At 48.4% G+C, this 22,506-nt stretch carries 17 protein-coding genes and 1 tRNA gene; 7 read left to right on the forward strand and 11 right to left on the reverse strand.

The window, feature by feature from the left end; translation table 11 throughout:
* Nucleotides 1–4 precede the first annotated feature (4 nt).
* The 4 genes from ACZ42L_RS05645 to ACZ42L_RS05660 are packed head-to-tail and all read right to left on the reverse strand — an operon-like array spanning nt 5 to nt 4,573.
* Nucleotides 5–1,174, reverse strand: coding sequence for an ABC transporter permease (locus tag ACZ42L_RS05645; RefSeq protein ID WP_464701379.1), 1,170 nt, complete (start codon nt 1,172–1,174; stop codon nt 5–7).
* 41 nt (nt 1,175–1,215) lie between these two features.
* On the reverse strand, nt 1,216–2,202 hold the full coding sequence (locus ACZ42L_RS05650; RefSeq protein ID WP_464701381.1) for an HlyD family secretion protein: 987 nt from the start codon (nt 2,200–2,202) through the stop codon (nt 1,216–1,218).
* A gap of 14 nt (nt 2,203–2,216) precedes the next feature.
* On the reverse strand, nt 2,217–3,704 hold the full coding sequence (locus ACZ42L_RS05655; protein ID WP_464716881.1) for a TolC family protein: 1,488 nt from the start codon (nt 3,702–3,704) through the stop codon (nt 2,217–2,219).
* Nucleotides 3,704–4,573 carry a hypothetical protein gene (locus ACZ42L_RS05660; RefSeq protein WP_464716882.1) on the reverse strand — a complete coding sequence of 290 codons (870 nt, stop codon included), beginning with the start codon at nt 4,571–4,573 and terminating at the stop codon, nt 3,704–3,706. The genes ACZ42L_RS05655 and ACZ42L_RS05660 overlap by 1 nt, the downstream gene beginning before the upstream one ends.
* 238 nt (nt 4,574–4,811) lie before the next feature.
* Between ACZ42L_RS05660 and ACZ42L_RS05665 the strand changes: the two genes are divergently transcribed.
* The 6 genes from ACZ42L_RS05665 (at nt 4,812) to ACZ42L_RS05690 (ending at nt 10,416) form a co-directional block, all read left to right on the forward strand.
* Nucleotides 4,812–5,033, forward strand: coding sequence for a DUF4492 domain-containing protein (locus ACZ42L_RS05665; RefSeq protein ID WP_464701386.1), 222 nt, complete (start codon nt 4,812–4,814; stop codon nt 5,031–5,033).
* 28 nt (nt 5,034–5,061) lie between these two features.
* On the forward strand, nt 5,062–6,639 hold the full coding sequence (locus ACZ42L_RS05670) for a cytochrome ubiquinol oxidase subunit I (RefSeq protein WP_464716883.1): 1,578 nt from the start codon (nt 5,062–5,064) through the stop codon (nt 6,637–6,639).
* An 11-nt stretch (nt 6,640–6,650) separates the two neighbouring features.
* Nucleotides 6,651–7,793: a cytochrome d ubiquinol oxidase subunit II gene (locus tag ACZ42L_RS05675; RefSeq protein WP_464716884.1), complete on the forward strand. Its 1,143-nt coding sequence runs from the start codon at nt 6,651–6,653 to the stop codon at nt 7,791–7,793.
* 9 nt (nt 7,794–7,802) lie between these two features.
* Nucleotides 7,803–8,486 (forward strand): peptidylprolyl isomerase, encoded by a 684-nt coding sequence (locus tag ACZ42L_RS05680; protein WP_464716885.1) that lies wholly within the window; start codon nt 7,803–7,805, stop codon nt 8,484–8,486.
* 244 nt (nt 8,487–8,730) lie between these two features.
* A complete protein-coding gene (locus ACZ42L_RS05685; protein ID WP_464716886.1) occupies nt 8,731–9,831 on the forward strand; it encodes a metallophosphoesterase in 1,101 nt (366 codons plus the stop codon).
* 108 nt (nt 9,832–9,939) lie between these two features.
* Nucleotides 9,940–10,416 (forward strand): MarR family winged helix-turn-helix transcriptional regulator, encoded by a 477-nt coding sequence (locus tag ACZ42L_RS05690; RefSeq protein WP_464701396.1) that lies wholly within the window; start codon nt 9,940–9,942, stop codon nt 10,414–10,416.
* Nucleotides 10,417–10,497: 81 nt separating this feature from the next.
* Here ACZ42L_RS05690 and ACZ42L_RS05695 read toward each other — a convergent pair whose 3' ends face one another.
* The 4 genes from ACZ42L_RS05695 to ACZ42L_RS05710 form a co-directional block, all read right to left on the reverse strand.
* Nucleotides 10,498–11,595, reverse strand: a complete 1,098-nt coding sequence (locus ACZ42L_RS05695; RefSeq protein ID WP_464707140.1) for an Mrp/NBP35 family ATP-binding protein — start codon at nt 11,593–11,595, stop codon at nt 10,498–10,500.
* Nucleotides 11,596–11,612: 17 nt separating this feature from the next.
* On the reverse strand, nt 11,613–12,383 hold the full coding sequence (gene trmB / locus ACZ42L_RS05700; protein ID WP_464716887.1) for a tRNA (guanosine(46)-N7)-methyltransferase TrmB: 771 nt from the start codon (nt 12,381–12,383) through the stop codon (nt 11,613–11,615).
* 103 nt (nt 12,384–12,486) lie between these two features.
* A complete protein-coding gene (locus ACZ42L_RS05705) occupies nt 12,487–13,119 on the reverse strand; it encodes a DUF975 family protein (protein ID WP_464716888.1) in 633 nt (210 codons plus the stop codon).
* A gap of 75 nt (nt 13,120–13,194) precedes the next feature.
* Nucleotides 13,195–14,211 carry a branched-chain amino acid aminotransferase gene (locus ACZ42L_RS05710; protein ID WP_464716889.1) on the reverse strand — a complete coding sequence of 339 codons (1,017 nt, stop codon included), beginning with the start codon at nt 14,209–14,211 and terminating at the stop codon, nt 13,195–13,197.
* Between the two features lie 505 nt (nt 14,212–14,716).
* On the opposite strand from ACZ42L_RS05710, the gene ACZ42L_RS05715 reads away from it, so the two are divergent.
* Nucleotides 14,717–14,787 (forward strand) — tRNA-Gln (locus ACZ42L_RS05715).
* 120 nt (nt 14,788–14,907) lie between these two features.
* Here ACZ42L_RS05715 and ACZ42L_RS05720 read toward each other — a convergent pair.
* The 3 genes from ACZ42L_RS05720 to ACZ42L_RS05730 are packed head-to-tail and all read right to left on the reverse strand — an operon-like array spanning nt 14,908 to nt 22,367.
* Complete coding sequence (locus tag ACZ42L_RS05720) at nt 14,908–15,777, reverse strand: 4-hydroxy-3-methylbut-2-enyl diphosphate reductase (RefSeq protein WP_464701404.1); 870 nt, start codon at nt 15,775–15,777, stop codon at nt 14,908–14,910.
* 11 nt (nt 15,778–15,788) lie between these two features.
* Nucleotides 15,789–16,856, reverse strand: a complete 1,068-nt coding sequence (locus tag ACZ42L_RS05725) for a DUF1573 domain-containing protein (RefSeq protein WP_464716890.1) — start codon at nt 16,854–16,856, stop codon at nt 15,789–15,791.
* A 12-nt stretch (nt 16,857–16,868) separates the two neighbouring features.
* The gene (locus ACZ42L_RS05730) at nt 16,869–22,367 is read right to left on the reverse strand and encodes an alpha-2-macroglobulin family protein (RefSeq protein ID WP_464716891.1); all 5,499 of its coding nucleotides are present in this window, start codon (nt 22,365–22,367) and stop codon (nt 16,869–16,871) included.
* Between the last annotated feature and the right edge of the window lie 139 nt (nt 22,368–22,506).

The raw sequence follows: 22,506 nt of genomic DNA on the forward strand, positions 1-22,506 counted from the left end.
CCTATTATGATATATAGTCATAAGTCAACAATACGATGTAGAGTCGACGAATAATGAACAACGGTAGGCCCATGAATACTATCAGGGCAAGAATATAGGGCCATGCCTCAAGCAACGGATAATCGTTGAAGATACATAACTGGTAAATCATGTAGTAATGCCGTAAGGGGAATAGGTTGGCCAGCATCTCCAGAGCAGGAGACATGGCAAAGGCCGGAAAGGCTGCTCCCACCATTGAGAAACTCAATACGGCCCACAACGAACAGACACTCATCGACATACGCATAGACGGGATGAGGCCGAAGATGAAGATGCCAAAGCACTGGGATGCCAGAACTGTGAGCAATCCAAGCAGCAACATAGGAACAACACCACCTGGATGTGGGAATCCATACATTCCGAAAACATAGCCCATATAGCCATAGGTGATGGCAAGAAATATCAAAGTCTGAGGTAAGAATTTCCCGCAAAGCACGAGATAGATATTGCCTTCGCCCATCTGCATGAGTTCCTTGGCACGATTAAATTTCAATTCCGTACCCAAAGAATAGGCCGTAATCAGGAAGAAAAAGACCATCAGGCAACCAGGGATAAGCATATTGCTAAGATAGACGTTGTAACTTACCCACGGATTATTAATGGTATGGAGATCCACGGCAATGGGCTGAAGATAAGTACGAATCTCATCTTCGGTCTTACCGATGGCAGACAGTTTCTTCATCCCCACTGAGGCCGAGCCTAACGTGGAAATGGTTTTGAGGTCGCGAAACAATAATGCACCCGCCGTCAACGACGTATTACTATAATAGAAAGATATTTTGGGTTGGCTACCGGTCATCAGTCCGTCGGTAGTTCCATGGGGGATATACAGAAATGCGTATATCTGATTGCGCTGAATGGCCGTGCGTGCCTCGTTCACATTATCATAACGGGCCACCACCTGCGTCGACTGAAACGCATCTAGTTTACGAACAAGTTGCCGTGTGGTTGCTGTGCCATCCAAATCGACCACACCCACGGGCATATCGGTGGGCTGTCCGGCACTCATCAACGAAGTAAAAAAGACCACAACGATGATGGGAAAAATGACCATGCAAAACAGATAAATAGGATTGTGGGACAAAATGCCACACTCGCGAAGTGCAATATGATATATCTGTTTAATGGTGTGCATTCCAAGAATGACTAGCTGTTTACGACAATCTGATACTCCTGTTATTTCTTAATGACCAATGACATGCCGGGACGAAGCCCTTCAAAAGCCTTGATAGGACGTGCCTTTACCTCAAAAGTCTTCATATCGTATTGCCCGTTTGACTTTGTTGCCTTCCAAACGGCATACGAACCTTCATCCTTTATGTAATAGACTTTCATCTGGAGGTCTTTATTGAAAGCCGGCGAATAAGCTGTTACGATATCTCCCACCTTCATACCGTTCAACTGATCTTCACGTATATTGAAAGTTCCCCACATATCTTTCATCACCGATATGCTCATAATGGGTGAACCGATTCCTACAAGTTCGCCCACTTTGGGGTATACATCGCTCACTTCACCTTCTACTTGTGCTATCTGAACGGTCTCTTTCAACAATGCTTTCACCACGTTCACAGCTCCCTTGGCAGCCTGTGCTTGTTTGGCAGCAGCCTGTTTTTCTTCTGCACGTGCACCATTCTTAGCCATTTCGTACTGGCTTTCAGCAGCCTTTACCTGTGCCTGTGTAGCCTTATAAGCTGCAAAAGCCTCATCACGCTTTTGGCCACTCATCACGCCCTCATCATACAAATGCTGCACGCGCGTATATGATTTCTGAGCTATATCGCACGCTGCCAAAGCCTGCTGCCACAACTGATAAGCACCCTGAATCTGTTCCTTACGTGCTCCATTGGCTGCCATATCACGCATAGCAGCTGCCGCTCCCTGCGTAGCCTCAGCCACTTGCTTCTGTGCATCGACCTCAGGTACTTCCAATAAAGCCAAGGTATCGCCCACATGAACGTAATCTCCCTCCTTCACACAAAGTTCGACCACACGCCCAGGCAGTTTGCTGGATACCCGATACTCCGACACATCCACTTCGCCTTGAATGATTTCCTCTGTTTTTCCTAACGTAAAGAAACCGATAAGAGCCACAATGACGACAGCTGCCGCAAATCCAATGACGGCTAGCAGAATATTATTATGTTGAGATTTTACTGACATGATATTCTATTCGATTATTGTAATATACCAAGAGCTTTCTTCAGATTAACGAGGGTAAGCTTGACATCGACCTCCGCATCTATCTTCTGACTCTGCGCTTGTTGCCATGCCGTCTGCGCAGCCATGACATCCGTCGACTCCATCACACCCTCCTTAAATCCCAAATTGGCACAACGTAGGTTCTCCTCTGCACTCTTTATATTCTGTCGAGCCATGTTCAATCTCTTCTGTGCCTCCTTGACACGGAATTGACTCTGTGCAACTTGCAATCCTATCTTATCACGGGCGTCGCTTAACTCCAGCGTAGCCATGTCGGTAGCGATGCGCGATGCACGCACCTTATAGCTTCCTTCAAACCAATTCCAAACCGGCACACGCACCATCACTCCCAATGTCCACATGCCGGAGAATCTATTCTCAAAACCATTATACACATTGGGGTTAGACACCAAATAACCTCCAGTCAGAAGCACTTGCGGAAGATAAGCTGCACGAATCACTTTTGTAGCTTCCCTACTCAAATCTACAGAGTTCTGAAGCATGCGCAATTCAGGGCGCGACTGGTCCAGTTGTTCCTTATCCATCGTCGGGGCCAACTCGTCAACCCCCAACCCATCCTTGTTCTCATCAGCCAACACGATGTCCTCATCCAATGGAAGGCCACAGAGTTGGCATAGCAACATCTTGGCTAACGAGAGTCCATTTTCCACCTGGGTCAACTGCATGTCGGCTTCATTCTCACGGACATCCACCTTCAATCCATCAGCCTTGGTAGCCACCCCTTCCTTAATCATCTTATGGACATCGGCATCCAATTTCGAAACCAGCTCATGGTAGCTCAACGCCAATTTATGTTTCTGACGAAGAGATACCACCGTCCAATATGCCTGGTCTATATTATATAAGGTGGATTGGGTCACGACATCCGTATTATTCAGTGCCAACTGCTCACTGATACGCGCCATATTGTTAGCCGCAACAATAGCTCCACCCATATAAAGAGGCTGACGAACCATCACCGCGCCGGCAAAGATATTGTGCGTATTCGTTTCGAAAGCATCCCTGATGTTGCTTCCCAACTGGTTTCCCATTTGTGCCAAAGCTGGTGTCAACTGCCCCAAGATTCCGGAAAGTTGCTGAGCCACGCCCGGCGAAATGATTCCCTGTTGCACCAATGTGGTTGTCAAGGTCGTGAGATTGCTGCCCACACCCGCCGTAGCAGTAGTACCTAAATTGCCCAAGGCAGACTTCTGTTCTTTATTCAATAGAGACACTTCGCGGCTGGTATAATCGTACCCAGCCAACGCATCTACCTTCGGCAGATACTTCGTACGTGCTGCTTTCCTGATATTCGCGGCCACCTGCTGCTTCAGCTTAGAGACATTGAGCTGCTTATTGTTGCTCAATGCCAGGGCACGGCAACTATCCAAGCTCAATACTCTCTGCGCCTCTGCCGACGCCAGAATACCAACCCATAAAAATAAAGTTAGTAACTTCTTCATTACTTAAATGTAAAGTTCCTCGATCCTATCATGTTTCCGTCTGCAAAGATACTTACCACATAAGTACCCCCTTCAAGGGCTTGTGTCACATTCCAGTAAAGAGTGACAGGCGTTTCCTGTCCACCATACTCTATCGACTTTCTCATCGTGCTGGTCAACGTACGATTTTCATAGTCAAAACTTCCACTTTCTCCGAGAGTAGAACCCGTTGGTGAAACGATTTTTACGTACACAGTCTTCGTTCCACTAGCCGCAGTCACATTCTTAGCCAAGCTGAAGTTCACCTGAATAACGGTACACTTGCTCACCTTGTCTGTAGTCTTTCCACGACGGTTTTTCAATATCATGTTAATTCCTGTAGCATCTAATTGTGCGGCAATGGCCACTTTCTGCGACAACGAAGCCTTCTCGGTACTCAGACCTTCTATCTGTTTCGTAGCCTCCTCGTATTGCCCTCTGATGTGAGTATTCTCTGCCGTGAGGTTCTGATTGAGTCTATTCAACGAATCTATCTCCATGACATAGCTTCGTAACACTTGCCTTACCGTAGCCAGTTCACGCTTCAAGCGCGCAATCTCGCGAGCATCAGAACTCTTCACGCTCTTCAATTCATCCAACAAGCGCTGGGTCTTCTCCTGCTCGGCAGTCAACTGTGCCACGATAGAGTCGTTGGATATCTGCGATTTCATCTCACTATACTGGTTGGCGAATTGCTGATACTCGTTTTCCATCTCCTTTTTATCCAGCTCCGCCAGTTCCTGCATCTCCTTATTCTGCTGCTGCTGTTCGTGCAGATTTATACTCAAATACACGATACCTGCAACAAGCAACAAACCTATAATAATCAAAGGATAATATATCTTTTTCATTTTGAGATTTGATTTCGATTCAACAGCTATGCAAATTTAAACTTTTTATCTTAACTTTCCAAGAATTCCAGCATTTCTATCCCATAATATATTAAAAATTAGCATTTTTATGGAAAAAGACAACTACATTAAATTTTAATTTGTATTTTTACAATCAAAATTGTAATCATTACGATTTTCAGACTTTTCAAACAGTCTGTCAAGACATTGTTAAACCATATATTACAAGAAAAACATCATGAAAAAAGATAGTTTTCTGTACAGAGCCTATGACCTATACTACGACGGTTTTCGCCACATGACGCTGGGGAAAACCCTCTGGACCGTTATTCTCATCAAGCTCTTCATCATGTTTGCCATCCTCAAGGTATTCTTCTTTCCCGACTTTCTAGGCAAGAAAGCCCCTAAAGGACAAAAAGGGCAATTCGTATCGGAGCAATTAATCAACAGGGCAAAATAGTAAACAACACAATAATTACACACAAAGTATGGTAAATCAACTTTTAGACATTTCTGCCGCAACCATTGATTGGTCACGGGCACAATTTGCCTTAACGGCAATGTATCATTGGCTGTTTGTTCCATTGACACTGGGATTGGCAGTCATTATGGGTATCGTCGAGACTTGTTATTATCGAACCAGAAAGCGTTTCTGGCGCGATGCAGCCCGTTTCTGGCAAAAGTTATTCGGTGTCAACTTTGCTATGGGCGTAGCTACCGGTATCATCCTGGAGTTTGAATTCGGCACCAACTGGAGTAATTACTCTTGGTTTGTGGGCGACATTTTTGGCGCTCCACTAGCCATCGAAGGCATCATAGCCTTCTTCATGGAATCAACATTCGTCGCTGTCATGTTCTTCGGATGGAAAAAGGTTTCCCCTGGTTTCCATCTCGCATCGACATGGCTGACCGGCCTGGGAGCTACAATCTCTGCATGGTGGATACTCGTTGCCAACGCATGGATGCAATATCCCATCGGCCAGACCTTCAATCCCGACACCATGCGGTTCGAGATGAACTCATTCCTTGACGTAGCCTTGTCGCCATTTGCTATTGATAAGTTCTGCCATACCGTCACTTCCTCGTGGATTATCGGTGCAGCCTTCACTGTAGCTGTGAGCGCTTGGTATCTATTAAAGAAGCGCGAGCAGAAGTTGGCCACCGAAAGTATCAAGATAGGTGCTTGCGTAGGTCTCATCGCTTCGCTCCTCGCTGCCATCACCGGCGATAGCAGCGCTTACCAAGTAAGCAAGGTGCAGCCTATGAAATTGGCTGCCATGGAAGCATTATATAATGGTGGGAACGACCAAAGCCTGACTGTTGCAGCTTGGGTAAATCCTTTCAAGCAGCCCGATTATGCCAACGAGCAGGAAGCACCTTTCCGTATAGCCGTTCCCTACGCACTCTCCTTCATGGCCACACACGATTTACATGGCTATGTACCCGGCGTCAATGAACTTATCAACGGCTACACCAAGCCCGACGGAACACGCGAGCCATCCGTAAAAGAGAAGATAGCCAAAGGCAAGATGGCTATCGCTGCCTTACAGCAATACCGCTCCGGCAAGAAAGACGAGGCTACCAAGAAGACACTGGCCGACAACATACGTTACTTCGGATACGGTTACGTGAAGTCAGCCGATCAGGTTGTCCCCTTCATTCCGATTAATTTCTGGGCCTTCCGTATCATGGTCGGTTTAGGCAGTTTGTTTATCCTGCTCTTCGCCCTGACCCTGTTCTTCGTCTATCGCAAGGACATCAGCAAGGCCAAATGGCTGCTGTGGGCAGGCATTGCCACCCTCCCACTCTCTTATATTGCCAGCGAATCGGGATGGATTGTAGCCGAGATGGGACGCCAACCTTGGACCATCCAGGACATGCTTCCCACATGGGCTGCCGTGAGCGACATCAATTCGGGTAGCATAGCCCTCACCTTCTTCATCTTCCTGGGCCTCTTCACAACGATGCTGGCTGTAGAAATCAGCATCCTTCTCAAAGAAATCAAGAAAGGACCTGAGCACAGTAGCTCTGCTACAGAAGAGTCTGAAACATCAATAACTATCTAAACTGAACAATTATGGACTATAGCATATTACAACATTATTGGTGGTTCCTGGTATCATTATTGGGAGCACTGCTCGTTTTCCTGCTCTTCGTACAAGGTGCTAACTCACTGATATTCAGCCTTGGCAAGACCCCCGAAGAGCGTCGTATGGTCATCAACTCTACCGGCCGCAAATGGGAACTCACCTTTACCACACTCGTTACTTTCGGCGGAGCTTTCTTTGCTTCGTTCCCATTGTTCTATAGCACCAGCTTCGGCGGTGCATACTGGCTGTGGATGATTATCCTCTTCACGTTCGTCATGCAGGCTGTCAGCTACGAATTCCAGAACAAGCTGGGCAATCTGCTCGGTACTCGTACATTCCAGTGGATGCTCGTCATCAACGGAATTTTAGCTCCGCTGCTGCTCGGTGGCGCTGTAGCCACATTCTTCGACGGCAGCAACTTCATCGTCGACAAAATGAACATCACCCAGGAATTACAACCGGTTATCAGCCGTTGGGCCAACCTCAGTCACGGTCTGGATGCCCTGCTCGACCCTTGGAATCTCATCTTCGGATTCGCAGTGTTCTTCCTTGCCCGCATGCTTGGAACTCTCTATATTATTAATAATGTGAACGACGAGGCTGTTCGCAGCCAGGCCCGCAAGCAATTAATGTATGCCACCGTTCCGTTCCTCGTGTTCTTCCTGTCTTTCTTGGTTCGTATGCTGTGCAAAGACGGCTTCGCCTACGACCCTGCTACAGGAATCATCGCCATAGAACCTTACAAATATTTGCACAACTTCCTAGACATGTGGTATCTCACCATCATCTTCCTAGTGGGCGTGGTATTGGTACTTGGCGGTGTCATCGCTACCGTGTTGAAGAAAGATTTTATCCGTGGCATCTGGCCCACCGGTATCGGTGTCGTACTCGTGGTATTGGTTCTCTTCCTCATGGCAGGCTGGAACAACACGGCTTACTATCCCTCCAACGTCGACCTACAGAGTTCGCTGACCATTGCCAACAGCAGCAGTAGTCCGTTTACACTCAAGACCATGTCGGTCGTATCGCTGTTCATTCCCTTCGTATTGGCTTACATCGTTGTGGCATGGAGAGCACTCGACAAGAAAGAGATAACAAAAGACGAGGTGTCTCAAGGTGATGTCTATTAATCAACAGATATGAAACAACTCATCTATACAATAGCCCTGCTATTGTTCCCTCTATCACTCATGGCGCAGAACGACACTCTGCGCCATGAAGTGCTTTTGGAGACTACAAAGGGAAACATACGTATCGTTCTTTACAATGAAACCCCACTCCATCGCGACAACTTCCTGAAACTTGTGCGAGAAGGCTACTACGATGGCAATTTATTCCATCGCGTCATCAATCGTTTCATGATTCAGACGGGCGATTCTACATCGCGCCATGCCGAACCGGAAGCCGAATTAGGACTTTATTCGCCCGACTATACGCTGCCGGCCGAAATACATTACCCGCAACTATACCATAAACGAGGAGCAGTAGCAGCTGCCCGCGAGTCGGACGATGTAAATCCGGAACGTCGGTCATCGGCCAGTCAGTTCTACATATCCTATGGCCGTCGCTACAACGACGACATGATGGATCAGGTACAGGCGCGTATTGACCAAGCCACCAAAGGTACGGTAGTTATTCCGCCCACACTGCGTGAAGCTTATTTCAACCAAGGTGGGACTCCCCATCTCGACGGACAGTACACCGTATTCGGTGAAGTAGTGGAGGGCCTCAACATCGTAGAAGACATCCAAAACACCGAAACCGACAAGAACGACCGTCCTCTACAAGACATCGCCATCGTTCGTGCAACAGTAGTAAAATAAAGATAAGAGAGGAGGATAAAATCACTCATTTCTCTGCAAAGGCCTTGCAGTAACGCTGCCAAGCCCAAACAGCAACATTGCCGAGGCCTGGCAGCATTGCTGCTGAGCCTTGGCAGTTTTTGTATAAAGAATCATATGGATTGAAGAGCCGATCCACGCAACTATCAGCAAGGATTCTGCTATAAAAACAGCGAGAACATTTCCAGTTTTCAGAAACTACCATTACCTTTGCTACACATAAACAATGAATACAATGTGGGCTATCATTTTCTTTCTGCTTCCAGTCATCGGCTGTAGCTATGTGGGCTGGCACGTGTGGATGATGCTGCCTTTTAGCAATCTGCTAAAAGCCGTCATCATTGCCGGTATGGTACTGTGCTTCTCCATGCTCTTTCTCAATTTCCTCGTCGGACCAGATAATCTGCCGCCGACTATAGCACGCATCGTGTACGAAACCGGCACGTCGTCGCTCTTCGTATTGCTGTACCTGGTCATGCTATTCCTGCTCCTAGACCTCGGACGGGCCGTCCATATCGTCCCAGCTTCATTCTTCCACAGCAGCATACGAGGGACATTGTCCGTATTAGTCATCATCTCTGCCCTCTTCATCTATGGCAATCTGCACTACTACGACAAAGTACGCGTACCCCTAAACTTCACTACAGAGAAGCCATTGCATAAACCTCTGAAGATTGTTTTGATGAGCGACCTGCACCTGGGCTACCATAATACGCGGGCAGACCTGGCCCAATGGGTGAATAAGGTAAATTCCGAACATGCCGACCTGGTCTTGATTGCCGGCGATATAGTCGATATCAGCGTCGAACCGCTGCTCCGTGCCGATATGGCCGAGGAGTTCCGACGCCTCCAAGTCCCTGTCTATGCGGCATTGGGAAACCACGACTACTACGCAGGCGAACCGAAGAGCGAACGATTCTATCGCGCTGCCAACATCCACCTACTACGAGACAGCAGCATCGTCTTCAACAGCGAGCTTACCATTATTGGCCGAGACGACCGCACCAACAAGCATCGCAAGTCGCTGAAGGAACTTGTAGCCACCGTCGACCAGTCTACCTACACCATCCTACTCGATCATCAGCCCTACCATCTGGAGGAATCCGAACGCGCCGGCATCGACTTCCAGTTCAGCGGACACACCCACTACGGACAGGTCTGGCCCATCAGTTGGATTGAAGATGCCATCTACGAAGACGCTTTCGGACCGTTGACAAAAGGTAAGACAGAATACTATGTAAGCAGCGGTATTGGTATCTGGGGAGGCAAATTTCGTATCGGAACAAGGTCAGAATATGTCGTTTTGACCTTAACATCGGTTAAATGATAAGAAAAAAACATCCCTATCGTCTTCGATACAAAAACAAATCTTTATCTTTGCACTTTGATTTCTCCGTTGGGAGATATAATTTCAGCGAATATAAAGATTTTGTTTATGGCATATGAACAGTTAAAATTGAAGAATCAGGTCTGCTTCAGACTCTACACAGCTAGTCGACTCATCATTCAGGCTTACGAGCCTTTCTTCAAGCAATTAGGCATTACGTACACGCAATATCTGGTATTGATGGTTCTATGGGAACAGGATAACCAACCCGTAAACGACATTGCCAAAAAACTGGTATTGGAGACCAATACCGTGACTCCACTCATTCAGCGCATGGAGAAGCTGGATTTGGTAGTCCGCACTGTCGGACCGGTAGACCATAGACAGAAGATTGTATCTCTCACCAAGAAAGGAAAGACGATGCAAGATGAATGCAAGGACTTCCCCGGATGCCTCATCAATATCTTCAATACTTACGATATCAGCATGGACGAACTGATGGCACTGAGCGAACAGTTAGACCGTTTCATCAATCCAATCCTCGACCATCGCAAGAGTGAAGTGGCAGAGGAGAATACGAAATAAAAAGAAAATCTCTCGTAGCATGGTGATTCCACTTACTACGAGAGATTTAATTTTTATCGCTTTTCGCCGTTGCGAAAAGACTTAATCCACTTCTACAATCTTCGTCGGTGCCTGTTCTTTGTTACGACGGTTGGTCACTGTCACCACAGCCTGCGCCAGATTGATGAACGCTTGTCCCGTCATGGTGTCGATATTGCAAGCAGCCGGCTTTCCGGCATCGCCACTCTCGCAAATACTTTGTACGATAGGAATCTGCGCCAACAACGGACAATTCATCTCTGCGGCCAGATTCTTACAGCCATCTTTGCCAAAGATATAATACTTATTCTGCGGCAACTCGGCCGGTGTAAACCATGCCATATTCTCCACCAACCCCAAAATAGGTACATTCACCTTGTCGTTGCGGTACATATCAATGCCCTTGCGCGCATCGGCCAAGGCTACCTTCTGTGGCGAACTGACTATCACAGCACCCGTAATAGACAGGGTCTGCAACAGCGTCAGGTGGATATCGCTCGTTCCCGGCGGTGTGTCAAGAATGAAGAAATCAAGGTCTCCCCAGTCGGCATCGGCTATCAGCTGTTTCAGAGCCGACGTAGCCATGCCCCCACGCCATAGCGTTGCCGTGTCAGGATCGATGAAGAAGCCGATACTCAGCAGCTTTACACCATACTTCTCGATAGGTTCTATCAGCGTGCGACCGTCTTTCTGAACAGAATATGGACGCGCATCCTCTACTCCAAACATCTTAGGCACTGACGGCCCAAAGATATCGGCATCAAGCAGACCAACCTTATAGCCCAGTCGGGCGAGCGAGATGGCGAGGTTAGATGACACCGTGCTCTTGCCCACTCCGCCTTTTCCTGAACTCACGGCAATGATGTTCTTCACCTCCGGAAGCAATTTTCCCACCTCTGGACGAGCTGCATTCTTGAACTCTGTCTTGATGGTTACCTCCACAGACTTATCTACATGGTAGTGGATGGCAGCCTCGGCAGCCTTCACCGTAGACTTCAGGAAAGGATCAGTCTCGCGTGGAAACACGAGCGTAAACTCTACTTTCATGCCGTTGATGCGCACATCATCGGCCAGCATTTCACTTTCTATCAGATTCTTCTTGGTACCGGGATAGACCACGGTAGCCAGTGCATCTGTTATTAACTTGGGATATAATGTCATCATTCTAATGTTTTTGCTTATTTTGCCGTATCTTTACTGCTACGCTTGGTGCGATGATAACTGCGATATTCGTCGAGCGGAATCTCCACATCGGGTTCTGCCAACGGTGCTGTGTGTGGCAGATGGAATTGCAGGTAGCGGATATTGAGTCCCCGTTCTATCCACATCGACTCGTAATAAGTCTGTATGGTGAGGATGGGTTGTCCCACAAGAGCCGTCGGCGTAGCGTGGTATAGGTCCTCCGTACACACTTCTACAGGCAGTCGGTTATGCTCCACCATATACTTAGTATAGGTGAAGAGGAAATTGGAATCGGTCTTCAGATGAATCAGTCCGCCATCTACGAGGAAACGACGATAGCGCTCCATGAAGAAAGTAGAGGTGAGTCGCTTATGCGGATTCTTCATCTGAGGGTCGGAGAAAGTAAGCCATATCTCCTGCACCTCATCCCTGCCGAAGAAGCGGTCGATGATTTCAATGCTTGTACGGAGAAACGCTACATTGGGCAACTGCTGTTCGAGAGCCTGCTTTGCACCCGTCCACATGCGCGAACCCTTAATATCGATACCTATAAAATTGATATTCGGGAAGAGCTTGCCCAGTCCTACGGTATATTCTCCCTTGCCACATCCCAGCTCCAATACGATAGGATTGTCGTTGTGGAAATACTCTTCGCGCCAACGACCCTTCATCGTGAACGGCACGTTATCGACCACCGAGAACGGATATTCGAAGACGTTGGCCATCTCTTTCATCTCTGCAAACTTAGCTAACTTACCTTTTCCCATTTGTTTGATTCTCTTTTTATTCCGGGTACAAAGGTACAACAATTATTTCGCCAGTGCAAAGAAGCCCGACCAAACCAGGCATCAAAGAGCGATTTCCGCGCCTTTATAGTTCTATAACGCCCCTGTCTTCCTTCACAGCATCCTCATAGAAATGGGCCAATGCCGTCTGGATATAGGGTATCAAGAAGATGAATCCCAATCCAAGCGTGATAATCGAGAGTATCGCCCAACCGATGAACGTGAGGCCAAGCAGAAACAGCGAAAGCTCTTTACCGCGCATCAGGCGCATGCTCTCCCTGATAGCTTGCTCGCCATTCATTTCCGGATGGTCTAACAGCACATACTCTGTCAGAGCATAGGAAAGCGACTTGTAGATACCCGGCAGGATAAGAAGCAACGTCCACAAGAGGATGTAGACGGTCTTTAAGAGCATGGCCAGCAGCACACGAGCATAATCGGCGAAGCCTGCAAATAAATCTTTCACGCCCAATTTTTCATGTCGTACCAACCGCAGGAAGTACACCAGAAATCCCCAACCTATTGGCACAAGTACCAAGATACTAAGAAGGCCACCACTCAATTTCGATATGTCTTTAGAAAAAGGTAACACAGATTCCAGACCAACTTGAAAAATTGAAGCGATAAGCAAATAGATAACCGTTACGATTACAGCATTTCCCCAGTTGCCTTCGAGCGACTGCAACGCACGTTGACGATAATTAGAAAGTGAGTCCATAAATTCAATGATGATTAGATTATAAAATAAGGGCATGCCGAGAGACACCCCGACATGCTCCATGAATAAAGTTTCCTAGTCAATTACCACTGTAATCCATCCATGCTTGTCTTCCACCGTACCATACTGGATGCCACGAAGCGTGTCGTAGAGTTTCCTGGACCACGGACCGGGCTGGTCTCCAAAGCTGTAGACCTTGCCCGTATCGAGGTCGTCAAGATGCGAGATTGGCGAGATAACGGCAGCCGTTCCGCATGCTCCGGCTTCCTCGAACGTGTCGAGTTCCTCTTCCGGAACAGGGCGTCGTTCCACCTTCAACCCCAAGTCTTCTGCTATCTGCATCAAGCTCTTATTGGTAATAGAAGGCAATATAGAACTTGATTTCGGCGTAACGTATGTATTGTTCTTGATACCAAAGAAATTGGCTGCGCCACACTCGTCTACATATTTCTTCTCCTTAGAGTCCAGATAAAATTCGCTGGCATAGCCTTTCTGGTGGGCTATCTGATTGGCCTTCAACGATGCTGCATAGTTTCCGCCCACCTTATAGATACCCGTACCCAAAGGCGCTGCACGATCGTAATCGCGGATAATCACGTATGGATTGCTCGCAAAACCTCCCTTGAAATAAGGACCTACGGGCGTTACGAAAATCAAGAACATGTATTCATCGGCCGGATGAACACCCACTTGTGCACTTGTACCGATGAGCAACGGGCGAATATAGAGTGTCGCCCCACTCTCGTATGTAGGGATGTATTCTTGATTCAGGCGTACCACTTTCTTCACCATCTCTTCGAAAAGCTCGGTCGGAACTTCGGGCATCATAATGCCACGACATGTACTTTGCAAGCGGGCAGCATTCTCATCCATGCGAAAGACACGCACCTTGCCATCAGGGCAGCGATAGGCTTTCAGCCCTTCGAAGGCTTCCTGACCATAATGCAGACAGGTGGCAGCCATGTGAAGTTTCAGATACTCATCGGAGCAAACCTCCACCTCGCCCCACTTGCCGTTACGATAATTGCAGCGGACATTGTAGTCTGTCGGTATGTAACCGAAAGACAGATTAGACCAATCCAAATCTTTCATAATGTCAACGAATTTAATGTTTTATATGATACTTTCCTACAAAAGTAATAATAATATCTTTCATTCACAACAATACTACCTCCTTTTTTCTACAATATCGACAGTTTACACTCACAGCAAAGCCCCTATCGCCATCAACCCACCAAACGAAAGCCCCATCAACACATCAAGCTCATTTTACTGCCAAGGCTTAGCAGCATCACTGCAAGGCCCGAACAGCAATGCTGCAAAGGTCAAACAGCATCACTGCCAAGCCCTTGCAGTAAATTGAGGAAAATGTTTAGAGGTAAGAGCTGAGAGCTGAAAGTACTGACAGGCTGACCAGACCTGAAATAAAAGGCAAGAGGACTACGGAACAGAAATTTTCCCGTTCCAATACCCAAGGAAAGAGATTAGTCCTCGAAACAAATAGAATGAAAAAAATGAATGAAAATTTTGCGGTTTCAAAAAAAACGGCTACCTTTGCATCGCAATTCGGAATTGGAGATTTTGATTGCACATAAATTGGGATATGGTGTAATGGTAACACTACAGATTCTGGTCCTGTCATTCTTGGTTCGAGTCCGAGTATCCCAACTAGAAAGAGGCTAACAAGTTGTCAAGACAACGAGTTAGCCTCTTTTCTTTTTGATATAATCTCCCCACAAACAAAAAAGTGGGGCATCTTTTTTCAACCGACACCCCACTCTTCTGTTTTTATTCTGACTCTACATGGCGTAGGATATAATCCCGACATTCCTCCATCAGCCACTTTGGCGTACTGGTTGCACCACAGATGCCAACCGTCCTGATACCTTCAAACCAACTCATATCTATCTCCTCGGCACGTTCTATCTGGTGACTGTTGGGATTGATGTTCTGGCATTGCTTGAACAATACCTTGCCATTCGAGCTTTTCCGCCCACTCACGAAGAGAATGACATCGTGCCGGGTGGCAAAGGTTGCAATGTTGGGCATGCGGTTGGCCACCTGTCGACAGATGGTATCGAAACTCTTGAATGTCGCCCCACCCTGCATGTGATTCTGCAAATAGTCTATAATCCGATGGAACTCATCCAGACTCTTCGTCGTCTGCGAATAGAGATAGATGTCGCGCGAGAAGTCCAATTTCTTCACATCTTCAAACTTCTCTATCACGATGGCCTTGTCATGGGTCTGTCCCACGAGTCCCAACACCTCTGCATGACCGTTCTTCCCGAAGATAACCGTCTGCGCATTATCCTCGTTATTGTCGTGCTGTTTCTTGATACGGCGCTGCAACTGCAATACGACGGGACATGTAGCATCAATGATTTCGATATTGTTCCGACGCGCTATCTCGTAGGTTTCAGGCGGTTCGCCATGCGCACGAAGCAACACTTTCACATCATGAAGGGTGCGCAATTGGTCGTGGTCTATTGTTATCAACCCACGCTCATGCAATCGTTCCACCTCCATACCATTGTGTACAATATCGCCCAAACAGTAGAGCGTCTTGCCGGAAGCCAACTCTTCTTCGGCTTTCTGAATGGCCGTGGTGACTCCGAAGCAGAAGCCGCTGCCATTATCTATTTCTATTTGTAACATGAATATCCTTTCTACAGTTTGTAATCAATGCTGATAATCACTTTCGACTGCTTAGGGTCGTTGGTTATCATCAGTACGCGCGGTTTGGTACGAACCTTACGCAACTGGTCGGCCACGCCCGTTATCTTGAGTTTTGCTTTCTCTCCGGGCGCAATCTTAGCCTTGTTCAGAGCCACTTCTATACCGGCAGTGAACATCTGCAACTGCCGGATATCGAGCGTAGATTTACCCTTGTTCTCTATTTCAATAACTCCCCTCAGGCGCTTCTTACCCTGAAAGCGTCCAAGGCTCAGTGTCGTAGCAGAAGCCGAGAAGACGGGAGTGCCACGCTTAAAGCTTGCATTCTGCTGGTTAAAATCGGGCAACAATACGGTAGAGACGGAAATTGCCTTGTCTTCAGACACCTTATCGCCAGGCATGAAACCCAGATATATGGTCGTCTGATTGAGTCCTAAATCGCGAACCATACGCGAATTGAGCGTCACCGTAGCCACACCCATACGCCCCGGAGCTATGCGCGAAGGAGCTATCTCGGCTTTCAGGTAACTGGGCAGGTGCATCATCACCGGCTCGGCCGTGCGGTCCGTACTGTTATAAATATGTATCTTCTGCACCGGCATGTCTCCTCGGTTCACATCGTCGAACTCTATATCACCTATATCGGTATGCAGCTGACCGAGCTGGACAGGATAATTCCCTGCAAAAGAAGTCAACTCTGCCACCACGACACCTTTCAAAGTGAGCATCACGGGAGCTGTCCCGCCAGCTGCATAGACGCCTATCTGCTTATGGAAATGCCCCAACTGCTTGGCATCATACGTGGCTTTTACAGTGAACTCTGCACCGGGTGCAATGCCGTTGATTGGGAAATTCACCCGTGTGCAACCGCAATCCGACAGCACTTTCTCTATTCGTAATTCCGTCGTTCCCGTATTTCTCAATTTAAATTCCACCGTTGAGGGAGCGCGAAAGAGCACCTGTCCCATATTCAATTCGTCACGCTCGGCTCTTATCTGCTGTGCATGAAGGCCTAGAGAAGCCATCATGAACAAGGCTGTTAACATTGTCTTTCTGTTCATTCGTCTGTTTTCTTATTTAATATGTATGGCCTTTACTGCTGCCCGTCCACTGTATTCGGGAGCATAGGCACACTGCACGGTACACAAGCCGGTCTGGTATTCACCGGCACGGTCTACATAGTATTCTGTCTCTACCACATGTGTACCCTTGGCCATCTGGTCAAAATAATAATTCGTAGTATTGTCGCGGGGAGTGCAGTAGTAGCCCCAATGATAGCCACTGAGCTGACTGACAGGCTCCAGACAGGCGGCCCGCTTGTCTTGTATCTGCACAAAATCATAGTCACGGTCGGCTGTTATCGTGATACGCACCTTTATCTTATCACCCACTTTCAACGGTGTAGATTGGCCGGCAACGATTTCTCGCTTCACCTGAATGCCCATACTTGCAGCTTTGACATCTGCGGTATTCTGGGTAAATTGGGCATATAGCGCCCCCCAGCTCGTGCCTCCGCTCTTCTTCTCGGCTGTGAATGTCTTCATAGCCTTACCCTCTTTTACCGTTTTCACATACCCGATGGCAGTCGATTCCTTTGTCTCAATCGCGTTACCATCAATAGAGAGCGTAGCAGGAACGGCATTCAATCGGAACGCAGACGCCCCCTTCTCACTGCCAGAACCCAATGTAAACGCATAAATGGCATTGACTGCATTTATTGGCGTGTCCCAACTTTGCGTGCGTTTACATTGCAACAGCCAGCGCTGCATGTCGGCGATGGTCTGCTTATCGGTCGGACGAAGCAGATACATAGCCTCGATGGCAGCCACTTCCGTCGGAATCTTATAATCGCACCAACTATAGAAAGCCTTTCGCGCATCGTAATACCTACCCATTTCCTCTTTATAGACACTATACTCATTCAGGCTATTAAGGTGGTTCTCGGCCTGTTTCTTGTAGCCGTTGCGAGCCAGGATAACGGCCGTGTTGGCCTTGCCATAGATGGTATAATGGGCAGGCGAAGCAGCTATCAGCTTCAACATGTAGGCCTGCGCCTCTCCTCCCTGTCGGCCAAGGTTCTTCAGCAGCGACTTGATATAGAGCGTCTCCAGCGCCATTTCACTCGGAGTCTCGATAGTAACACCACGCTTCCGTTCCGCCATCATGCGCTCGTATTCCTCTTGAAGCTGCTTATCCAGATACGATATAGACTTCGTGATGAGCCTGAAGGCTTCCTGATCGAGCGCCACCGTGCATAGACGGGCCAGCATCTTGGTCACTTCGGCCGTCACGTAACGACTGCCCTGCATACCGGGCCACCAACTCCACGAGCCATCAGGATTCTGCAAGCCGCTCAATTTCTTCAATACGGCAGCCTGGCGCTTGTCCAACTGCGACTCATCCAAGTAATCGGCCAACAGCTGTTGCTGCTCCGTTTCGTTCTTGGCATCCGTCAACCACGGCGTTTCGTCCAGCATCAGCGACTTCAACTCTTCGTTCTGCATCAGCTTACTCGTCTGTTGAGCATTGTTCTCTGCCTTCCACTGCTTCACCACATGACCGATAGTGGAGTCGGAGTACACGATATGTGCAGCCAGACTATTGGCATAATAGGCAGCTGCCAGGCTGATAGCGTCATTCTCACGCGTGTTGCTGACGGTAGGCAACGACTGTATCATCAACCATTCAGGGTTGTTGGTGTATTCTATTGTGAGCTTCACCTCCTTGCCTACAGGTGCCAATTGGGCTAAATCAACCATTTTCACACCAGCTCCCTGTTGCGAGAATGCCAATGTATTGGTCACCATTTCCTGTTCCGGAAGAACAAGCAGATAGTGCTGTTCGCCATCGCTGACCCCACGACCTTCTACCATTGTACGGCAAATCAACAACGAAGAAGCAAGCCCGTGTCCCTCCATGAATTCACGAGGAACTACGGTGAAGTTCACGTTCGCACTCTTTCCTGCCTCCACATTGAAGTTGCGTACTACCTCTGCAAGCACCTTCTCCGTCTCCGGGTCAATGATTTGCAGCATAGCCTTGCCCTTTACCGACTTATCAGAAGTGTTGGATAGGCGCGCATTGATTTCTCCCTTATCGCCCAGACGCATAAAGCGAGGCATGTTAGGTTGTATCATCACCGTCTTCTGTGCGACAGCTTCACCCTCCAGCATACCATATCTCATATCGGCATCGTGTGCCAATCCCATGAATTTCCAGGTCGTCACGCTCTCCGGAAGTGTGAATTTCACATTCACATCTCCATTCTTATCTGCCATCAAAGCGGGATAGAAGAAAGCTGTTTCGTTCAGGTTTTCACGCAACTGACCAGTTGCCGTAGCCGCCTTATCTTCTTCCTGCCCTCTCAGTTCATTCTCTCCTACGACTGCGTCAGCCATATTTGCCATAAGCACTTCGGCTTTCATCATCTTCTTTTCCTTTGTACTGACTGAGCCTGTCATAAAACTTCTGGGTTTTGCCGCAGCAAAAGCATAGTAAGGTGTAGACAATCTTAGACCATAATCCAAGTCAAACAGCGATTCATCGAAGTGCGAGAAACTGAGGTTTTTCTCCGGCAAAGCCTGCATAGGAAGTTCGCCATACATGGTTATTTCTTCGAAATTGACAGCCTGCCAATATGTTTTGGGCAGACTAAGATGCAGTGATGGCACGAAATTCCACTTGTTCTTCCTTATCTGGTCCAGGCTCTTGTCGTACAGTGTTGCCACTAACTGTGCATCCGCCGCCTTACCGTCGGGGCGCTTCACGGTCAGCGTCCATTCCTCATCCTGTCCCGGCACCAATCTGTTGCGGAATGTCTTCCACTCCAACAGCAATCGCTTGTCGGGCAGAGGACGAAGTATTTCTGCTACATGCGTATAGCATTGCCCGTCTTTCACCCACGCATAAGTGAGCAAGATGCCGTCTCCCCACTCTTTCTGATAGCGGAAAGCACGTGTATTCAGGGCCTCGCTCTGCCTGATAACCCCACTCTCCAACACCTTGTCCCCACTCATCATCGTATAAAGGATATGCTGGTCGGCATCGCTCGATCCTATCTGCACATACACAGGTTTACCATCCCGCGGGAATATTTCGGCACTCTGGTAGAACCAATCATGTGTCGGTACGGCTGTTTTCCGGTCTTTCACAGAGAACACGACAAACTTCTGTTCCAGCGTATCTTCATTGCATATAGCCTTCAGCACATGCAGTCCCGACTTCAGTTTCATCATGCGCACATCGCTGATGGGGGTGTTCGTCTGGCCCGACATGGGCATATCGTCTATCTTGAAATACACTTTCCCAGCGACAGGTTCACTCGATATATTCAGATAACTGAAGCTGACAGCCTTCAAACTGTCGCTTTCTATCTTGGCAGGCAGGTCGGTGGTGAACACCGCCGTACGGTTGCTCAACGGCAAGCGAGTCTCGCCCGTGTGGCTTTCACCATTCAGGTCGGTCACCTTGGCTTCTATCTCGTACGAATAGTACCGCGGTGCATTGACGTCACCTTCCTCCGGCAAAAGCATCGGCACATCTATCTTGAAAGTTCCGTCATCGGCCGTTACCGTGGTATCTGTCTTCACCGTCAGGGTCGAACCAGCCGAGCGATACCACCAGAAAGCCGACCGGCGCACCACCGAATAGGCCACCTGTGCTCCCTGCACGGGCATTCCGGCGTATGTATGCGCCTTTCCTTGCACCCTCACCGTATCGCCACTGTGATAGATTTGCTTCACCTTATCGAACAAGACCTCAAATGTGGGCCGCTTATATTCCTCTACCGAAAAGTCCGTACTGGCATAACCCACATTGGCACGCACCAAGAAACGCCCCGTCAGTCCCGATGTCGGCAACGTAAACTCGGCCGATGCCGTGCCGAAACCATCGGTCTTTACCTCTTTCGAGGCCACTTGTTCCCCGTTGGCATCATGCAATGTGAGTGTCAACTCCTTGCCCTGAACAGCCTTCGTGTCTGCCTGGGCCATGTTTTTATATACGATGGCAGCCACATGCACGGTCTGGCCGGGTCGATAGACCTTTCGGTCGGTCAGCAGTTGTGCCACCTCCGACGTGTCTCTACGCCCGTTGTAACCGAAGTAACCATTCAAGTCTGCATCCGGACAGTATTTATCCTCAGCCGTGAACGCATATATCCTATCGGGCATACGCTTTGAATAACTGAACAGATGCTCTCCCTTTTCATCACACGTAACAGTATTGACCACTGCCTTTTCGCCGTAATAAGAACCAGTGAACAATCTCACCTTTGCCCCAGGAATGGGCTGCCCTGTGGTGGCACTCACCACCGCTATCCTGATTTGCCGTTTTGGCAACACCTCAGAGACGGCATACACGTCGCTCACATGCAGCAAGGCACGCTCGGCAGTTATGTTGCTGTTGTCTGTCGTAAACTCCACCAGATACACGCCTTTGGCCAGTCCTTCTATCACCATCGAGTCACTCGTCACCTTATAGGCAGGCAGTCCGATGTACCGATGGGCCACGGTCTTCTGTGTCTCCAGTTGCAGATGTTTGCGCAGTTCGGCATAGTCTTCTGCATCGTTAGGGTCTAAGTCTGTAGAAGCGGTATAGTCCAACCTGGTCACCGTCATCTTCAGCTGCTGCACATTGGTGATAGAGCGGATGGCAACCTGGCGCTCTTTGCCGGGAATCTGCACTCCCCGTCCCATATCTATCAGGAAACAGGGCAGCGTGAGTGTCGTCTTCGCATTGCGCAGCACATTCATACGTGGCCATGTTCCCCACCGGCTGAGCGCATAGTTGATGTAGTTTATCTTCTCTTCTACCGACGTATCCACCGCCTTATCCATAAAGTTGTAGCGTTCTATGGCCACTTCGCCTGCCATCGGCAGGTCGCCATACTCGCTGATGAGCGAATCGAGCGTCTGCAGATAGTGCGACTTGCGCACCATCATCACGTCTTCCCGGCGGTCTTGCTGCGTTATCAGATAGGCACAGATACAAGCCGCGGCCCTGTTTCCATGCGCCTTGTAGTAATCGTGCAGTAGTTTGTAAGCCTCAGCCTCCAAACCTACCACGTGCAACAAGTCTTCATAGAAGATGCTGCTGTCATATCCTTTTACCACGAGTGGCTCATAGTCTTTAGCCAGTTGGCGGGCCAACAGGTCGGGATGCCGCACCGACAGCTCGTAGTACTGCTTGCTGATACGCGCATGTTCTTCCTTTGAAGTATAGTCTTTATAGATATGTCCCAACACCGCGGCATAGACATCGGCCAGCACCTGCTGCCTTCCTTCGGCCTTCTTCTGCTTTTTCTCCAATCGCTCGATGTGCTTTCCCAGCGAGTCGGGCGATATGGCAGTCTCTGCCTCGGCCATCTTCAGCTGCGCCTTGATGAGCTGTCCGTAGTCTCCGGCAGCCGTAGCCTTATTCACAATCGCATTGAGTATCGCGATTTGCGTCTTGGGCAGATCCTTCTGTTCGGCCACAGCCACCCTCTTCCACAGCGACACATAGCTCTCGGCCATGCCTGCAAAGGGACATAAAGTAATCAGCGCAACGAGTGCCAACAAATATTTCTTCATATCAATATGCTTAAAACTGATTCCCTACAAGTACACTTATCTCATGCAAAGATACAAGATTTCCATAGCGAATCAAAGGAAAACCAGACTTTTGCACGACAGAATCGCATGTTATTTTGTTTATTTTTGTTAAACGAAA

It is taken from the genome of Prevotella mikamonis (assembly GCF_055381405.1).

Bases quoted from the DNA above. Each gene is read 5' to 3' on its own strand.
- ACZ42L_RS05645 (WP_464701379.1), bottom strand. From the start codon at position 1,174: ATGCACACCATTAAACAGATATATCATATTGCACTTCGCGAGTGTGGC.
- ACZ42L_RS05650 (WP_464701381.1), bottom strand. From the start codon at position 2,202: ATGTCAGTAAAATCTCAACATAATAATATTCTGCTAGCCGTCATTGGA.
- ACZ42L_RS05655 (WP_464716881.1), bottom strand. From the start codon at position 3,704: ATGAAGAAGTTACTAACTTTATTTTTATGGGTTGGTATTCTGGCGTCG.
- ACZ42L_RS05660 (WP_464716882.1), bottom strand. From the start codon at position 4,573: ATGAAAAAGATATATTATCCTTTGATTATTATAGGTTTGTTGCTTGTT.
- ACZ42L_RS05665 (WP_464701386.1), top strand. From the start codon at position 4,812: ATGAAAAAAGATAGTTTTCTGTACAGAGCCTATGACCTATACTACGAC.
- ACZ42L_RS05670 (WP_464716883.1), top strand. From the start codon at position 5,062: ATGGTAAATCAACTTTTAGACATTTCTGCCGCAACCATTGATTGGTCA.
- ACZ42L_RS05675 (WP_464716884.1), top strand. From the start codon at position 6,651: ATGGACTATAGCATATTACAACATTATTGGTGGTTCCTGGTATCATTA.
- ACZ42L_RS05680 (WP_464716885.1), top strand. From the start codon at position 7,803: ATGAAACAACTCATCTATACAATAGCCCTGCTATTGTTCCCTCTATCA.
- ACZ42L_RS05685 (WP_464716886.1), top strand. From the start codon at position 8,731: ATGAATACAATGTGGGCTATCATTTTCTTTCTGCTTCCAGTCATCGGC.
- ACZ42L_RS05690 (WP_464701396.1), top strand. From the start codon at position 9,940: ATGGCATATGAACAGTTAAAATTGAAGAATCAGGTCTGCTTCAGACTC.
- ACZ42L_RS05695 (WP_464707140.1), bottom strand. From the start codon at position 11,595: ATGACATTATATCCCAAGTTAATAACAGATGCACTGGCTACCGTGGTC.
- trmB (WP_464716887.1), bottom strand. From the start codon at position 12,383: ATGGGAAAAGGTAAGTTAGCTAAGTTTGCAGAGATGAAAGAGATGGCC.
- ACZ42L_RS05705 (WP_464716888.1), bottom strand. From the start codon at position 13,119: ATGGACTCACTTTCTAATTATCGTCAACGTGCGTTGCAGTCGCTCGAA.
- ACZ42L_RS05710 (WP_464716889.1), bottom strand. From the start codon at position 14,211: ATGAAAGATTTGGATTGGTCTAATCTGTCTTTCGGTTACATACCGACA.
- ACZ42L_RS05720 (WP_464701404.1), bottom strand. From the start codon at position 15,777: ATGTTACAAATAGAAATAGATAATGGCAGCGGCTTCTGCTTCGGAGTC.
- ACZ42L_RS05725 (WP_464716890.1), bottom strand. From the start codon at position 16,856: ATGAACAGAAAGACAATGTTAACAGCCTTGTTCATGATGGCTTCTCTA.
- ACZ42L_RS05730 (WP_464716891.1), bottom strand. From the start codon at position 22,367: ATGAAGAAATATTTGTTGGCACTCGTTGCGCTGATTACTTTATGTCCC.